This window comes from Polaribacter litorisediminis (assembly GCF_019968605.1).
Classification (GTDB): domain Bacteria; phylum Bacteroidota; class Bacteroidia; order Flavobacteriales; family Flavobacteriaceae; genus Polaribacter; species Polaribacter litorisediminis.
Genome location: NZ_CP082966.1, coordinates 2,847,109 through 2,864,455, shown reverse-complemented (window position 1 = coordinate 2,864,455; position 17,347 = coordinate 2,847,109). Strand labels below are relative to the sequence as shown.

Genomic DNA, 17,347 nt, shown 5'->3' with positions numbered 1-17,347 from the left:
TTAGCCAAATATTAACCTCACAGTTTTGTAATGTTTTGGCTAAAGCATATCAATTTTATGGTCATTATAAAAATGGGCTAAAGTCCATTCCAATTCACATTGATTTTTTCTAATGACTTTTAATTTCTAATAACGATAATTATAGAATTGGTTATGGTAAAGGTTTTTACGATCGGTTTTTATCAAAATGTAAAAAAGATGTAAAAAAAATAGGCTTAAATTTCTTTAAACCTATTGCTAAAATTGATGATATTAATGCGTTTGATGTTCCTTTGGATGATGTGATGTATCCAAAATAATATAATTTGTTTATAGAATGTTTTTTTTTACGCTTCAATTACAACAAGTTTCAACTTGTTGTAATGAGATAAAAGAATAAAAAGGCTTTAGCCAAATATTAACCTCACAGTTTTGTAATGTTTTGGCTAAAGCCTATCAATTTTATGGCTATTATAAAAATGGGCTAAAGCCCATTCCAATTCACATTGATTTTTTCTAATGACAACTACAAGTAGGCGTCGTAAAACTATTCGTATTCATATTTACAGGCACACCTTGATTGTAACCATCCATTTCAAAGTAAAACTTGGTTCTTTTGTTATCGTAATTTCCAATTTCGTTCATGCTACTTACATCGTATAAACGACCATTAACCATGGTATACATCACCGAATTTGAGTTTTTAATATCCTCTAATGGATTCTTACTTAAAATAATTAAGTCTGCTAATTTTCCTTTTTCTAAAGAACCTAATTCATCAGCAACCCCAATATAATCTGCACCATTTATGGTAGCTGCTTTTAAGGCTTCATGATTCGATAAACCACCTTGTTGCAGCATCCATAATTCCCAGTGAGCACCTAAACCTTGCAACTGTCCATGCGCACCTAAATTTACTTTTACACCTTCGTTAGCCAGAGCAGTTACGGTTTCAGAAGTTAAAACATGTCCGTTTTTATACTCTTCTTCAGGCACCATTGTTCTGTGTCTTGATCTTGAATCCACTACATATCTTGGCGTATAGTTTAGTAAGGTTTTGTTTTCCCAAACATTTGTTTTTTGATACCATTCAAACTCGCCATTCATCCCTCCATAATTTACAATTAAGGTTGGCGTATAGCCAGTTTTACTATTTTTCCACAGTGATAAAACATCTTTATATACTGGATTTACAGGAATATTGTGTTCAATTCCTGTATGACCATCAAAAATCATAGACATGTTCGAATAGAAATTTGAACCTCCTTCAGGAACTACATTTACACCTAATTCTCTGGCTGCTTGCATAATTTGCTGACGCTGTTCTCTTCTGGGTTGATTGTAACTTTTTATTGATTTTGCACCAAAAGCTTTGGTTCTTGCAATGGCAAAACGCGCATCGTCTAAATTATTTACAACGGCTTTAAAATCGCCTTCTGCACCGTATAAAATAAATCCTGTAGAAAATAGTCGCGGACCTACTAATTGGCCGCTTCTTTGCAATTCTTCTAAAGTAAAAGCAGCTGCTGTATGTACAGAAGGATCATGAGAAGTGGTTACTCCAAAAGCTAAATTTGCATAAAATTGCCAATGCTTTTGTGTGCTTAATCCGTTTCTGAAAGCACCCACATGAGCATGAACATCTACCATTCCTGGCATAATGGTTTTGCCATTCATATCGTATACTTTCGCATCTGACGGAATGGTAATAGAGCTTGTTTTACCAACTTTTTCTATTTTATTATTTCGGATGATGATGGTACCTTCTTCAATAATTTTATCACCGTCCATGGTAATAATTCGAGCATTTTTAAATGCAATGCGCCCTTCAGGAACGTCCGATTTTTCTTTTAGATTAATTTTAATTTCTTCCTCTTCTGCTGACACTAAATTAGTTTTTGCAAACGGATTTTGTGTATTGTTGACCACAGATTTTGTAAAATAGGAATCCCCTAAAGTCCAATGAACTTTTTCATTGTTCGTAGACCAATGTAAGTTGATGCCTGCATTTTTAGACAAGCTTTCTACATGAAAAGATTTCGTATTTTGATCTAAGTTTATTTCACTCCCATTCATGACAAAAGGAGCCACAAAAAGTTTGTGTAAGTGTATAAAAGCAATCCATTGATTATCAGGACTTGGTGCTAATCTGTTTGCTAATTTTGAAGAAAAATGACTTCTTTCGTCTTTTCCATTTAAATCAACACTTTTTAAATTTTTAGTTAAACCTCCAAAAAAGGAACCTCCAGTTTGAAAGAAAATACGTTGATTATCGGCAGAAAAACTTGGAAATTCTCCTGTTTTAGAAACTCTTTTAGCAGCTTTTCCATCGGCATTTGCCAAATAAATTCCTGTCTTTTTAGTATAATCAAAACCTTGGTCTCCATTTCCAGCTTCTTTGCGATATACAATTTTAGAATCTGAGCTATTATACGTTGGAGTTCTATAAATTCCTTTTTCTTGTGTAATTTTCTCTAAACCAGAACCATCTACATTAACTTTATAAATAGCGCCTAAATTTTCATCATTCCAGGTAACAAACAAAATTGATTTTCCATCCGAAGAAAAACTAGGTTCTGCTTCAAAATCAGATAAAGTGGTTATTCTTGTTGGGATCCCTTCGGGTACTGTTTTTTTATAAATATGACCTAAAGAGGTAAAAACGATGGTTTTTCCGTCAGGTGAAGTTTGTACATTTTTAATCATTTTTGACGTAAACTCCTCTTCAAAAACTTTTCTTTGAACCCGATGTGTTTTTGCCAATTTAATTTTTGTGTTTACTTGAAAAGGGATGTTTTCTATCTGTTTACTCTCAATATTAATTTTATTAATTTTTCCTTGAGCCCAAATAATAATGTCTTTGTCATTGGGCATCCAAGAAAAATGAGGATACACGCCAAAAACAGCCCAAGCTTCACTTTGATCCTTGCTTAAGTTCTCATAAATAGGCCATTCTTTTCCAGATTCCAGTTCATGAATGTATAAAACAGACTTTGTTCTTACCCGTTTTACAAAGGCTAAAAATTTTCCGTTATTAGAAATAACAGGACGTGCAGCTCCTCCAGGTCCTCCCGTAATGCGTTCGGTTTTACCAGTTTCAAAATTATACTGGTTGATGACATAAATCTGTTTATTCGGATCTTTATTATATTGAAAAGCGCCTCCTGGATACATGTCTTCTGCATAATATAAGTGCTTTCCATCAGAGGAAATTGAGGGATCATTGACGTCTTGTTGATCATTTTTTCTTTTGGTTAGTTGCAATCCGGCAGCTCCCGAAAGCGGATATTGCCACATTTCGCCTGCGCCTACAGAACGTTGTGAGGTGTAATGTTTTCGGGCTACTAAAGACGTCCCGTCGGGTGTCCAAACAGCATTGTTTAACAATCTAAACTTTTCTTTGGTAATAGATTTGGCATTCTTGCCATCTGCCGTCATCACCCAAATATTATTTCCGCCTTCTGCATCACTTGTAAAAGAAATATAGTTCCCGTTCGGGCTGAATCTTGGTTGTACTTCGTATGCCAAACCAGAACGTAAAATAGTTGCTTCTCCTCCAGAAATAGGCATCGTATAAATATCTCCTAATAAATCAAAAACGATGGTTTTTCCGTCTGGGGAAACATCTAAATTCATCCAGGTTCCTTCATCTGTTTTAAGATTAAAGGTGTTGTATTTCCAATCTTTATGAGGATTGTTTACATCCCAATCTTTGGGTTTCTCTTCCTTTTTTTGAGCGTTTGTTAGCATTGTAGTGAATAAAACAAACAGTAGAATTAATTTTTTATACGTCATAAGGGTTGATTAAATAGTATGGTTTATAAAGATATGATTTATATTTTAGTTTTGTTTCATAAAATCTTCACCAAGGATTTTTTGTAAGTAGAAAATAACTTCTTGGGCATTTTCTTTTGTAAAAGTAATCGGTGGTTTTATCTTGATTACGTTATGATCAGGACCATCTGAACTCATTAAAATTCCGAATTCTTTCATTCTATTTATGACATAATCAGTTTTTTCTGCAAGCGGATTTAAATGTTTATCAACCAGCTCAATACCTAAAAACAAACCTTGTCCTCGAACATCGCCAATAATCGGAAATTTATGAGATAATTTTATGAATTTAGACTTTAAAAAACCACCAACTTCTAAGGCATTTTCTTGCAATTTTTCTCTTTTTACTTCGCGTAAAACTTCTGTGGCAATTGCACAGGAAACAGGATTTCCACCAAAAGTGTTAAAGAACTCCATTCCGTTTGCAAATTTTTGGGCTACTTCTTCGGTACACGCAACTGCGGCAATGGGATGTCCGTTTCCTAAGGGTTTACCGATGGTAACGATATCAGGAATCACATCATGCAATTGAAAACCCCAAAAGGTTTTGCCCATGCGTCCAATACCGGTTTGTACTTCATCAGAAATACACAATCCGCCCGCTTTTTTTACGATTTGATAAGCTTGTTTTAAAAATCCTTCGGGTAATTCCACTTGTCCGCCACAAGAAATAATGGGTTCTATAATAAAGCCGCCAACTTTTTTATGTTGTTGATGAATTTCATCAATTAAAACTTGAATTTCTTCAGCATAATTATCGGCTGTATTTTCTCCACGATATTTTCCTTTAAATACATCAGGAATTGGGAAAATATGCGTGTTTTTAGGTTTTCCTTTTCCGCCTTTTCCATCAAATTTATAGGAAGAAATATTGATGGTTTCATTTGTATTTCCATGATACCCATGTTCACTAGCAATAATTTCATCAGAATTTGTGCAGGTTTTTACCATTCTAATGGCGAGCTCATTCGCCTCGCTGCCTGAATTTACAAAATGTAACACTGAGATTTCTTTGGGTAACGTAGCTAACAATTCTTCTGCCAAAATAGTGATGTTCTCATGTAAATAACGAGTGTTGGTGTTTAGCAATGCCATTTGATTTTGACCCGCTTTTACAGCCTTAAAATTTTCATGACCTACATGGGCGACATTATTTACAGTATCTAAATATTTTCGCCCAAAAGCATCGATTAGATATTGGTTAGCACCTTTTACAATGTGCAATGGTTTCTGGTATTGCAAACTCATTCCTTTGCCCAAATGCTGTTTTCTTTGTGTAAGAATTTCATCAACATCGTCAATTAAATTCTCTTTAAAACCATCCAGTTTAAATAGTAAATTGGGGTTTGGACATAGGCTTTTCCAAACATCAATTTGATTAAAATACGCCACGCCAGGAAAATCAGTTTTGTAATCTAATAAAGAAAGCATTACTTGAAAATGTAAATGTGGCGCCCAATTTCCGTTTTCAGGATAATTTGCCAAAACAGCAATTTGTTCTCCTTTTTTGATGGTATCTCCAAGCTTGTAGCTCAAAACACTTGCAGCCGTATTATGGCCATATAAAGTATAGAAACAAAAATCTTTTTGTTGATGTTTTAAAACGATTAATCCGCCATATTCTTTATCGCCCTGATCATTTTCTACAATCACAACTTCGCCATCAAAAAGTGCGTGAACAGGGGTGTTTTCGGGCAGCCAAAAATCAATTCCTAAATGAATGGTTCTGCTTTGCTTGCCATAATTTCCAACAGTATCATATTCCGTTGAAGTATATAGATTTCTAGGTTCTAGATAGCCTCCAGCTAAAATTTTATTCGGAACCTCTTTTTGAAGTTGCTCTATTTTAAATTGAAATACATCTAAATTATTAAACTCTTTTTGATGTCCAGGAAAAGTGCTGGAAACGCTCAAATCTAAATGATGAATTTCATTTCGGTTGATCGTTGGAAACAATTCTGACAATGAAAATGATGCTCCCTTTGCCCAATTTTCAAATTCTTGTTGATTTGGATGTGCTAAAAATCCGCATGCATTTCTGAAACTATAGTGTGCAAAATCTTCAGAAACATTTTGCCAATTATTCAGTAAATCCCAAGCAGTTTTTTCAGAGATTAATAAATATTCATTTTCTGGATGTTCTATTTTGTTAATCGCTGATTTGGTTACTGAAATTACCAATCGCATGGCAATTAAAACGTACAAAAATTCCAACTCTTTTTCTGCTAATGGAAATTTAGAATGATATCCTTTTATGATTGGTAAACTTGCTTCTAAAGGATCTGTATGATGCATCATTGCATAACAACAAGTAATAGCAACGTCGTTTATGATTTGGGTTTTTATAGCATCACCAAAATCGATAATGGCTGTTACTTTTGGGTGTATTAAATCTCCGGATACCAAAACATTGTTGTCGTTAGCATCATTATGCACAACGCTTTTTCTTAAGTTTTGATATTCCTTTTGGAAAGCTTCAAACTTGTTTAAAAAGTAAGAAATTGTTGCTTTTTCTTCATTTTTAAAAAGGTGTAAATACTCTTTTATCCATACACCTTGAGCGATATCCCAAGCAAAGGTTCTCTTTGCTTTCGGATGATGAAAATCTTGTAAGTTGTTGGTAATTTCTCCTGCTTTTTCTCCTAAACTAAAACGTAAATCAGTTAATTGCGGATTTACAGAAGACCAAACTCTGGCATCAATCCAAGTTAATAACCGAACTTTTAGCGTGGTGTTGGAGTCGATACTAATTTCAGAAATAGAGTTTTTATTGGTATCCAAAATTACCTTCGGACTCTTTAAAGAAATATCCTTCTCATTAAGATGTTGAAGGATTTTTTGCTGAAAATCTAATTCGCTTTTAGCTGTGTTTTTAGGACTTATTTTTAAAATATATTCATTTTTACCCTCAATTTTTATGCTGAAATTAGCATCAATTTCACCGGGTAATGCTGATGCAGTTCCTCTGATGTTGTATACCCTAAAAAGAATTTCCTCTGCTTCTTTTTTGGTTGGTTTTCTCTGGTCGGTTTTCATGAACTAAAAATAAGATAAAGTTTAGGATGTACCTCACAACAACTTTTATTATTTGTAGTTTTGTGTAAAATAGTTTTAAAATGATTGTACAAGGGAACATTGTAGATGTAGTAAATAACATCATTTTTAAGGGAGAAATTGAAGTTGAAAAGAAACGAATTGTGGCGATTAGAAAGTGCAATCACACTATAGAAAATTATATTCTTCCTGGTTTTGTTGATGCACATATTCATATAGAAAGTTCGATGTTAGTGCCTTCTGAGTTTGCAAAAATTGCAGTAATACACGGAACAGTTGCTACGGTTTCTGATCCGCACGAAATTGCCAATGTTTTAGGTGTAAAAGGAGTTGATTTTATGATTGAAAACGGAAAGAAAGTTCCGTTAAAATTCAATTTTGGAGCACCCTCTTGTGTTCCTGCAACTTCTTTTGAAAGTGCTGGCGCTATTATTGATGCTGATGATATTAAATTGATGATGGAAAATCCGGATATTAAATATTTGGCAGAAATGATGAATTATCCTGGTGTTTTGTTTGATGATGAAGAGGTGCTTCAAAAAATTCAACACGCCAAAAACAATAACAAGCCTATAGATGGCCATGCTCCAGGATTAAGAGGAGAAGATGCTACAAAATATATTGCAGCGGGAATTTCTACAGATCACGAATGTTTTTCTTTTGAAGAAGCCAAAGAGAAATTGGTAAAACGAATGAAAGTGATTATTAGAGAGGGTTCTGCTGCCAAAAACTTTGAAGCCTTGATTGATTTGTTGCCAGAGCATTTCGAAAATATGATGTTTTGTTCAGACGATAAACATCCTGATGATTTGTTGTTAGGTCATATCAATCGATTATGTGAAAGAGCAGTTGCCAAAGGAATTGATGTTTTTAAAGTACTACAAGCAGCTTGCGTAAATCCTGTAAAACATTATAATTTAGAGGTTGGTTTGCTGCAAAAAGGAGATTTTGCTGATTTTATTATGGTGGATAATTTAAAGAATTTTACTGTTTTAGAAACTTATATAAACGGCGAATTGGTTGCCAAAAACGGAAAAAGTTTTATACAGGACGTCAATTTTGAAGTGCTCAATAATTTTAATACGGATACAAAGAAAGTGTCTGATTTTAAATTCGAGTCTTCTTCTAAAAAAATAAGTGTAATTGAAGCTTTAGACGGCGAATTAGTCACAAACCAAATTGAAGCTGATGCATTAATTGAAGATGGAAATTTAGTTTCAAACACAAAAACTGATATTTTAAAAATGACAGTTGTAAATCGTTATAAGAATGATAAGCCCGCAATCGCATTTATCAAAAATATCGGATTGAAAGAAGGCGCTATTGCAAGTTCTGTGGGGCACGATTCTCATAATATTATTGCTGTTGGGGTTTCTGATAAAATGATTTGTAAGGCGGTAAATCTAGTCATTGAAAATAGAGGCGGAGTTTGTGCGGTAAATGCATCCGAAGAAAAAATTCTTCCTTTGCCCGTTGCTGGTATTATGTCTGATAAATCGGCTCAAGAAATTGGAAAATCTTATGCAAAACTGGATAAAATGGCAAAAGAAATGGGAAGTAAATTACGAGCACCTTATATGAGTTTGTCGTTTATGGCGTTGTTGGTGATTCCGTCTTTAAAATTATCTGATAAAGGTTTGTTTGATGGGAATACGTTTCAGTTTACTTCTTTGGAAATATAGTCGTCTGTCATTCCCACGAAAGTGGGAATCCATACTTAAAAAATAAAAATGAAAACCATTCATCAATATTATGTTTATTTATTGGCAAGTAAAATAAGAGGTACTCTATACATTGGTGTAACAAATGATTTGCAAAGAAGAGTTTATGAGCATAAAATGGGAATTAAAAAAGGTTTTACCTTTAAATACGGAGTAAATAGACTGGTCTATTTTGAAACTTTTCAAAATATTGAAGAGGCAATTGAAAGAGAAAAAAGACTAAAAAAATGGAACAGAAGTTGGAAAATTGAGTTGATAGAAAAAGAGAATATCGGTTGGAGGGATTTAGCTAAAGATTGGTATGATAATCTTTTAATAGATTAGTATGGATTCCCTTTTTCAAGGGAATGACAAAACTGACTTCATACGAATATTATCAAACAGCTAGCAAACAAGTCTAGCCCTGATTGAACGACCTGTTTGAGCTCTTACGCTTTTGGGCACAAAGCGAGTGCGAAAAGCAGGAAATTGCTTCAAATAAATCGCTACATTTGCCCAGATCAAACAAAAATAATATGAGTTTACAACAAGATTTAGAAAATAGAAGTGGCAATCAATGCGAATTGTGTGCATCAAAAGATAGTTTATCAATTTACGATGTAAAACCAACGATTACAGGCGGAGGTGGCGTTGATGGAAGTTTGTTAACTTGCCAAACTTGTAGTTCTCAAATGGATAACCCGGAAGAAATGGATGCAAATCATTGGCGTTGTTTAAACGACTCGATGTGGAGTGAGCACAGAGCTGTAAAAGTTGTGGCTTGGAGAATGCTATCGCGTTTAAGAAATGAAGGCTGGCCAAAAGATTTGTTGGACATGATGTATTTGGAAGACGATGATTTGCGTTTTGCAAAAGAATCTGGAGATCATTTAGATGAAAGTGAAAAGATAATTCACAGAGATGCCAATGGTGTTATTTTACAAGCTGGAGATGCTGTTGTTTTAGTAAAAGATTTAAAAGTAAAAGGTTCTAGTTTGGTTGCAAAACAAGGTACTACGGTAAGAAGAATTTCCTTAGATCATGAAAATGCAAAATATATTGAGGGTAAAGTAGGGCCCACACAGATTGTAATTATTACTGATTATGTGAAGAAAATGGCTGAAAAAGAGTAATTTTAGTTATTTGATTGTTAAAAAATTGAATTTATATATACTGTCTGTTCGAGACCCAAGAAAAAAATTTTTACAAGCGTAGAAGATGACGTAAATTGGTTTTAAATATACTGAATTGCAAAATAATTGTAAAAATACAAGTAACGTAACTATTCAGCGGAAGTTTGTTAGTTATTAACAATTTTAGTTAGATTTTCAATAGATTCTTAAGGTTTAGTAAAAAAGCACTGTTTTATTCACATTGGTTCATAAGTCAATGATTGTATTTTTGGCTAACTTTTGGTCATTATTATTTAGTTGCCGACCTTAGATAAAACAACTATTTTTGACCGATAAAGCGATTATAAAACAACTATTAAGAGATTTTGAGATTCTAAAAAAAGAGAATATTGCACTACGTTTGCGTATTGTAGAATTAGAAAACAAACTCTCAAAATACGAAAACCCTAAAAATAGTGGTAATAGTAGTGTTGCTCCTTCGCAAGATCCTTATCGGAAAACAAAAAGTTTGCGAGCCAAATCCAATAAGCTTCAAGGCGGTCAAAAAGGACATCAGGGAAGTAAATTAGAAATGGTTGCTACACCAGATACTACCGTAATTCACGATATTAGCCAATGCAATTGCTGCGGAAATAACTTACCAAAGAGCAGCGAGATTTATGATGCCCGACAAGTTTTTGATTTGCCGCCTATAAAAATACAAGTCACAGAACATAGAGCAATACAGAAAACCTGTAGGGTTTGTGGTACTCAAAATACAGCAAAGTTTCCAGAAGGAGTTACCCAAAAAACTCAATATGGAAACAACCTAAAATCGCTCTGTGTCTATCTCCAAAATTATCAAATGTTACCGTATGCACGCTGTAAAGAATTCATTGCAGATTTAACAGGTCACAGCATGTCTACAGGTAGTTTGTCTAATTTTCAAGAGGTCTGTGTTACTCGGTTAGAGGGATATGAGCAAGAGATAAAAAAGCAATTATTACAGAGCCCCATATTAAATGCCGATGAAACAGGTATTCGTCTAAACGGAAAAATATCTTGGATGCATGTAATCAGTAATAAAAGTATCAGTTATTTTGCACATCATTTAAACAGAGGCAGACAGGCGATGGATGAAATTGGGTTATTGGCACTTTATAATGGCACCCTAATTCATGATCGATTTAGTAGCTATTTTGGGTATGGCTGTGAACACAGTCTTTGCAATGCCCATATTTTAAGAGATCTTATTTATGTAGAAGAAGCCTTTAATGCCACTTGGGCAAAACAAATTAAAGAATTACTTCTTGATGCTAAAAAAATGAAAGAGAAAAATCCAAATCTAAAAGTATCCTATTATTCCAAAATATTTAAAAAGTATGTCAACATCATTAGACCTGTGATAAAAAAATACGATAAAAAGTATACAAAAACTGATGAAGAGCGATTAGCTTTTGCTTTAGAAAAACACAAATATCTAATTCTTAAATTTATCGAGAAAGCTGAAATTCCTTTTGATAATAATCAAGCCGAAAGAGATCTCAGGATGATTAAAGTCAAGCAAAAAGTGTCTGGTTGTTTTAGAGCTCAAACGCATGCAAGTTACTTTGCCTGCATTAGAGGATACATAACCACACTCAAGAAAAATAAGGAAAATGTGCTTGAAAATATTCGAAATGCTTTTCTGAAAAATCCTTTTATTACTGTTTGGGCTGAATAGTTACCAAGTAACTTTAATCGACCTTTAAATCACTGAAAAACAATTATTTAATAATAACGTCAATGGTAGCGCAGTCGAGAACTATTGAGAAACTAAATATAGGTTTCGAATTGCATTAACGTAAATTGTTAAAAATCAACAATTTATAAAAGTAAGGATCTACTGACCTCTATAACCCTAAAAGAATTCACTTTTATATTCCCAAAACTTTAGTACGAATAAAATGACGTAAACGGTTGCTATTGAGAACTTAATAGTAGCAGAGGCTAAAAAACCGATAAAGGCACCAAAAGAAGCTTTGAGCGCTCTTTTGGTGTCTTTGTTGTCATAGAGTAATTCCCCTATAAAGGCTCCAAAAAAAGCGCCCAATAACATGCCGAAAGGAATCGGAGAAAACAAGCCGATGAGTAAGCCGATAGTGGTGCCATAAACGCCATATTTTGTACCTCCAAAACGTTTTGTTCCCATTGCCGGAATAAAATAATCTAATACCCAAATGAGTACTGCAATTGCTAAAGTGATTCCGAGAAAAGTATAATCAATCGGAATAATTTTTGTAAGATATAAAAGCAGTAGCCCAAACCAACTTGTTATGGGGCCAGGTAAAATTGGTAAAAATGAACCAATAATTCCGAGGCAAGCAAAGCAAAATCCTAGAATCAATAAAAAAATATCCATCGTTAATTTTTAAATATAAATAGCTGTATTTGAGATTGATAATCCAATTTTTTCTTTGAATAGCCAGCTTCAATCTTTCCTAAAGCATCAAGTTTCGTATGCATCTTTTCGCACTGCTGAATTTTATGATAGGACGAAATGACCACACATTTGTTAGATTAATTCTAACTAAATAATTAGTTTAAACTAATTATTTAGTTATATTTGTCATATCAAACTAAAATATTAGTTAAAATTATGAAAAAACAATTAACAAAAGCTGAAGAACAAATTATGCAAGTTTTATGGGATTTGCAAGAAACTTCTGTAAAAGATGTTATTGAAAAATTACCAATACCGAAACCTGCTTACAATACGGTTTCTACCATTATTAGAATTTTAGAAACCAAAGAATTTGTTGGGCATAAAGCCAAGGGTAGAGGGTATGTGTATTTTCCTTTAATCGATAAAGAAACCTACAGCAACCAAAGTTTACACAAAATTATGAATGGTTATTTTGATGGTTCTTTTAAAAGTATGGTTTCTTTTTTTGTGAAAGAAAATAAAATGGATGTTGCTGAACTGGAGTCCATTCTAAAAGAAGTGAATAAAAATAAGTAGTATGCAGTAAGTAAGCAGATGCAGTTTTCAGTTAAAAGTTTAGAGAATTTGTCGGTTCGAGTGATTTTGACTTTTCGTCAAAATAGTATCGAGAACAACGCACTTCTCGATACAATTTTATTTCGATTTTTATCTCTATAAAATCACTCGAAGTGACACTTTAAAATATACCTATGATCAATTATATCCTTCAAGTTATCTTATTTCAAGTATTATTCTTGGCGATTTATGACTTCTTTTTAAGCAAAGAAACGTTTTTTACTAAAAACAGATGGTATTTATTAACGACGCCTATTTTGTCTTTTTTAATTCCTTTGATAAAAATACCAAACTTTCAAAAGGCGGTTCCACGAGAGTTTATTGTGCATTTACCAGAAATTGTTTTATCGCCAGAAAAAGTAATTCAGCAAAAAATAACTGAATCTGGTTTTTATGAATCTGTAAACTATATCAACATTTTATTTTGGCTTGGAGTTGTACTTTTTTTATTGCTATTTTTGATAAAGTTAGTGAAGATTATCAATATCATCAGAAAATATAAAGTTGCAAAACAAGCTAATTTTACGTTGATATTATTACCCAATGAAACCAAAGCCTTTTCATTTTTCAATTACATCTTTTTGGGAAAAGAAATTCCTATTTCGCAACAAGAAAAAGTGATTCAGCACGAATTGGTGCACAGCCAGCATAGGCATTCTTTAGATTTAATGTTTTTTGAAATTTTAAAAATAGCCATGTGGTTTAATCCTATGATTTATTTCTATCAAAAGAGAATCACCTTAGTGCACGAATATATTTCTGATGCAGTTGTTGTAAAATTAGAAAATAGAGAAACCTATATCAACAATTTACTATCCAGCTTTTTTCAGGTTGAAAACATAACGTTTATCAATCAATTTTATAAACCAACATTTATTAAAAAACGAATTATTATGATGACGAAAAACAAATCAAAAAAAATGAATCAGTTAAAGTATTTAGTCTTGTTACCTGTATTAGCAAGTATGCTTTTTTATACTTCTTGTTCAGATGAGAGTACAAATATGAATGCGAATAAAATTTCTGTAAAACAGCAACAGATCAGATATACAAAGTTTGGAGACAAGCCAATTAAAATTAGAGAAACTGAAGAAACAAGCTATCTTGATATATATATAGGTACAACAGCTCCTGACTGGGATGAAATTACTTTTGATAATTTAACTTTTGAAGAAGCAGAAGAGTATGAATTACAAGTAGATAAAATAAATAATTCAGACAATACACTTGCAAAACTAACAACCCTTAAATTATATCAACAAAAAAATGGAAGAAAAGTTGTTGCTAACATTATTAATTTGGAAAAGTTAAAAAGTGCAGTTATAAAAGAAGTAACAGAAACAGAAGAAATTTCATTCATGTCAATTGAAAAAGCACCAACTTTTCCAGGTTGTGAAACAGGAGATAAAGACTGTTTCTCTAAAATGATTCAAAAACATTTTGCTACAAATTTTGACGCAAACTTGCCAAAAACTTTAGGTTTAGAATCTGGAAGAAAAAGGGTTTTTATTGGATTTAAAATTGATAAACAAGGAGCTATTGTTGATTTGCAAGTGAGAGCGCCACATGAAGATATAAAGGCAGAAGTATTATCTGTGATGAGTTCTTTACCAAAAGTGATTCCAGGAGAAAATGATGGGAAAGTAGTTGCTGTAAAATATGCAATTCCGTTTACTATTATTGTAGAATAAAGAGAACCGATGAAAAAGAAAATTTTAATTGTAGTATTATTTGTAATGGTAAAAGTTGAAGCGCAAACTTCGACTTTTGCTGTTTCAGATAGTTTGTTTGCCAAAGGCAGGTATCAACTTGCTTTAAAGGAGTTGGATAAAAGTGCGCCTTCATTTTTATCAAACTATAAAACAGCCGTTATTTATGAATCTATAGATAATTATAAAAAAGCAGCAAATTTTCTAGAAAAAGCCCTCACTTTTAAAGATGATGAAAAAACAAAACTAAAGTTGGCAAAAAATTACCGTTCTTTAAAATTGTCTCAAAAAGCAATTCCAATTTACGAAGATATTCTAGCAAAAGATTCCTTGAATCTAGTTTTAAAATATCAATTGGGTAAATTATACATTATCAACAGAAAACCTAAAAAAGCGATTACTACTTTTCAGTATCTGATTAAGAATGATCTTGAAAATGCTAACTATTCTTATTATTTAGGGCTCGCTTACGCTTTAAATGGGGAAAGAGACCCGATGATTAATAGTTTTATTGATACGTTTGAAAAAGACACCTTGCACATAAAGTCTATTACTCGGCTGGCAAAAAGTTTTCATAAGTTAAAAGATGTAGATTCTACACAATTATTTGTCAATAAGGGCTTGGTGATTTCACCCGATGATTTTGATCTTAATCAATTAAAAATAAACCAGCTTTTTAAAGAGAAAAAGTACAAAGAAACCTTACCATTTCTACTAAATATTGATACGTTGTATACAAAAGACACCTATAGTATCAATGCCTTAGGAAAAGTATATTATAATTTAGACAGTTTAGAAAAGGCTAAAAAGTATTTTACGAAGTTGTCTTATTTAGATCCAGAAGAATTCAAAGCCAATACCTATTTAGGCCATATTGCTTTGCAACAAAAAGACTATAAAGTAGCTCGAATGCATTATGTAATGGCTAGTTTTAAGGGTAAAAGGAGTAGAGATGAGGAGTTCTATGGCATGGCAACCGTTTATTATGAGATGAAAAAACCCCAACAAGCCATTAGAGCATTTGAAAATGCGTATAAAGAAAATACCAGAAATTATAGAGCCTTATATCAATTAGCAAAACTCTCTGATGATTATTATAAAGAGAAAAAAATAGCGTACAAACATTATATAAAATATATTGAAACCTTTTATGAAACGGATGAAGGCATGTCTGCTTTTGTAAGAAGTAGAATAAAAGAGATTAAAAAAGAGTATTTTTTAAGAGGAGAAAGTTTAAAATAAAAGTCGTTAAAATTTAGTAATTTTACGTCTTAAAATAAGCAATGTTTTCTCGGGTTTTTTATTTTTTCGTTTTGTTGATTTTTATCACTTCGTGTGATCAATTTTCACTTAAAAAAGAGAATACACTACAGAAGTTAGATACTCTTGTAGATTTTACCTCTGTAGATTTTTCCCCGTCTTTTAAAGTTTGTGATTCTTTGATTGATAAAACAGCAAAAGAAAATTGTTTTCGAAATACTATTCATCAAAAAATAGGAGAGGAGCTCAAAAAGCATATATTTACGAGTAAAGATACGATCAATGAAACTATTTTTGTTGATTTGATTATCAATTCGAATGGAGAAATTGTTTTAAAAGAAATTCAATCTTCAGAAAACATTAAAAATCAACTTTTAGCATTGGATAGTATCATTCAACTTGCTGTAGATCAATTGCCTATTGTTCATGCCGCCATAAAAAGAGGAATGCCTGTTACTACCAAGTATCAGTTGCCTATTCAAATTCGATTACAAGAGTAATATTTGAAGGCTGCCTGTTTTTTATCTTGCTTTAAAACCTTGGTCTCTAAGAAAAGATATCTATCTTAAAATCCTAAGCTGTTTTAGATTTTAAGACTATTTTTTGAATTGAAAATTAGTTTTACAAAAAAAAGCACAATGCTAGTTTAACATCTTCCAGAGTTTGTCTTTTAATTCTTGCAAACCAATTTGAGCAACAGAGGAAATAAACAACGCTTCTACGCCTTTTGGTAAATCCGCTTTTATTTCAGCTTGCAATTCATCATCTAACATATCTGTTTTAGTGATGGCTAATAATCTATCTTTATCTAACAATTCAGGATTGTGTTTTTTAAGCTCATTTAAAAGAATCTCGTATTCTTTATTGATGTCATCACTATCTGCAGGAACCATGAATAATAAAGCAGAATTACGTTCTATATGACGTAAAAATCGATGGCCTAAACCTTTGCCTTCTGCAGCACCTTCTATAATTCCGGGAATATCTGCCATCACAAATGTTTGATGATTTCTATGCTCCACAATACCTAAATTAGGTTTTAGCGTTGTAAAAGCATAATCAGCAATTTTAGGTTTTGCTGACGTTAAAACGGATAATAAAGTAGATTTACCAGCATTTGGGAAACCGACCAAACCAACATCCGCTAATAATTTTAATTCCATTCGAAACCAACCTTCAACGGCATCCATACCAGGTTGCGCATATCTAGGTGTTTGATTGGTAGAGGTTTTAAAATTCCAATTTCCTAAACCACCTTTTCCGCCTCGTAATAGAATAACTTCTTTTTTATCTTCTGTAATCTCTAGAATAACCTCGTCCGTGTCTGCATCTTTAATGATGGTTCCTAAAGGGACATCGATATAAACATCTCCTCCATCTGCTCCAGAACTTCTGCTTGCGCTTCCTGATCCGCCAGGTTCTGCTCTAAAGTGACGTTTAAATTTTAGGTGAAATAACGTCCACATATTTTTATCGCCACGTAAAATAATGTGTCCGCCACGGCCACCATCACCACCATCAGGACCTCCTTTGGTAATAAACTTTTCTCTGTGAAGATGCACAGAACCTTGTCCACCTTTTCCAGAAGTAGCGTATATTTTTATGTAGTCAACAAAATTTCCTTCAGTCATAAGAAGTTTAAAGTTTAAAGTTTTAAAT

At 32.8% G+C, this 17,347-nt stretch carries 12 protein-coding genes; 8 read left to right on the top strand and 4 right to left on the bottom strand.

From position 1 onward, the window contains the following. Positions 1 to 495 precede the first annotated feature (495 nt). Complete coding sequence (locus K8354_RS12205; RefSeq protein ID WP_223440117.1) at positions 496 to 3,774, bottom strand: amidohydrolase family protein; 3,279 nt, start codon at positions 3,772 to 3,774, stop codon at positions 496 to 498. Between the two features lie 45 nt (positions 3,775 to 3,819). Then, positions 3,820 to 6,849 carry an aminotransferase class III-fold pyridoxal phosphate-dependent enzyme gene (locus K8354_RS12200; RefSeq protein WP_223440108.1) on the bottom strand — a complete coding sequence of 1,010 codons (3,030 nt, stop codon included), beginning with the start codon at positions 6,847 to 6,849 and terminating at the stop codon, positions 3,820 to 3,822. An 80-nt stretch (positions 6,850 to 6,929) separates the two neighbouring features. Between K8354_RS12200 and ade the strand changes: the two genes are divergently transcribed. From ade to tnpC, 4 genes are all read left to right on the top strand, one after another. Next, the gene (ade, locus tag K8354_RS12195) at positions 6,930 to 8,549 is read left to right on the top strand and encodes an adenine deaminase (protein WP_223440100.1); all 1,620 of its coding nucleotides are present in this window, start codon (positions 6,930 to 6,932) and stop codon (positions 8,547 to 8,549) included. 48 nt (positions 8,550 to 8,597) lie between these two features. Then, the gene (locus K8354_RS12190) at positions 8,598 to 8,912 is read left to right on the top strand and encodes a GIY-YIG nuclease family protein (RefSeq protein WP_223440095.1); all 315 of its coding nucleotides are present in this window, start codon (positions 8,598 to 8,600) and stop codon (positions 8,910 to 8,912) included. 191 nt (positions 8,913 to 9,103) lie between these two features. After that, entirely contained in the window at positions 9,104 to 9,700 is a 597-nt protein-coding gene (locus K8354_RS12185; protein ID WP_223440093.1) for a PhnA domain-containing protein, read from the top strand. Between the two features lie 325 nt (positions 9,701 to 10,025). After that, positions 10,026 to 11,402: an IS66 family transposase gene (gene tnpC, locus K8354_RS12180; protein ID WP_223440086.1), complete on the top strand. Its 1,377-nt coding sequence runs from the start codon at positions 10,026 to 10,028 to the stop codon at positions 11,400 to 11,402. A gap of 177 nt (positions 11,403 to 11,579) precedes the next feature. Here tnpC and K8354_RS12175 read toward each other — a convergent pair whose 3' ends face one another. Further along, positions 11,580 to 12,080: a DUF456 domain-containing protein gene (locus tag K8354_RS12175; RefSeq protein ID WP_223440078.1), complete on the bottom strand. Its 501-nt coding sequence runs from the start codon at positions 12,078 to 12,080 to the stop codon at positions 11,580 to 11,582. Between the two features lie 237 nt (positions 12,081 to 12,317). Here K8354_RS12175 and K8354_RS12170 point away from each other — a divergent pair, with 237 nt between their 5' ends. The 4 genes from K8354_RS12170 (at position 12,318) to K8354_RS12155 (ending at position 16,188) form a co-directional block, all read left to right on the top strand. Beyond that, the gene (locus K8354_RS12170) at positions 12,318 to 12,680 is read left to right on the top strand and encodes a BlaI/MecI/CopY family transcriptional regulator (RefSeq protein ID WP_223440070.1); all 363 of its coding nucleotides are present in this window, start codon (positions 12,318 to 12,320) and stop codon (positions 12,678 to 12,680) included. A 173-nt stretch (positions 12,681 to 12,853) separates the two neighbouring features. Next, entirely contained in the window at positions 12,854 to 14,410 is a 1,557-nt protein-coding gene (locus K8354_RS12165; protein WP_223440069.1) for a M56 family metallopeptidase, read from the top strand. 9 nt (positions 14,411 to 14,419) lie between these two features. After that, positions 14,420 to 15,670, top strand: coding sequence for a tetratricopeptide repeat protein (locus K8354_RS12160; RefSeq protein ID WP_223440061.1), 1,251 nt, complete (start codon positions 14,420 to 14,422; stop codon positions 15,668 to 15,670). A 41-nt stretch (positions 15,671 to 15,711) separates the two neighbouring features. Next, entirely contained in the window at positions 15,712 to 16,188 is a 477-nt protein-coding gene (locus K8354_RS12155; protein WP_223440053.1) for a hypothetical protein, read from the top strand. Positions 16,189 to 16,329: 141 nt separating this feature from the next. On the opposite strand, the gene obgE is transcribed toward K8354_RS12155, so the two are convergent. Beyond that, the gene (gene obgE / locus K8354_RS12150) at positions 16,330 to 17,319 is read right to left on the bottom strand and encodes a GTPase ObgE (RefSeq protein ID WP_223440051.1); all 990 of its coding nucleotides are present in this window, start codon (positions 17,317 to 17,319) and stop codon (positions 16,330 to 16,332) included. Positions 17,320 to 17,347 lie beyond the last annotated feature (28 nt).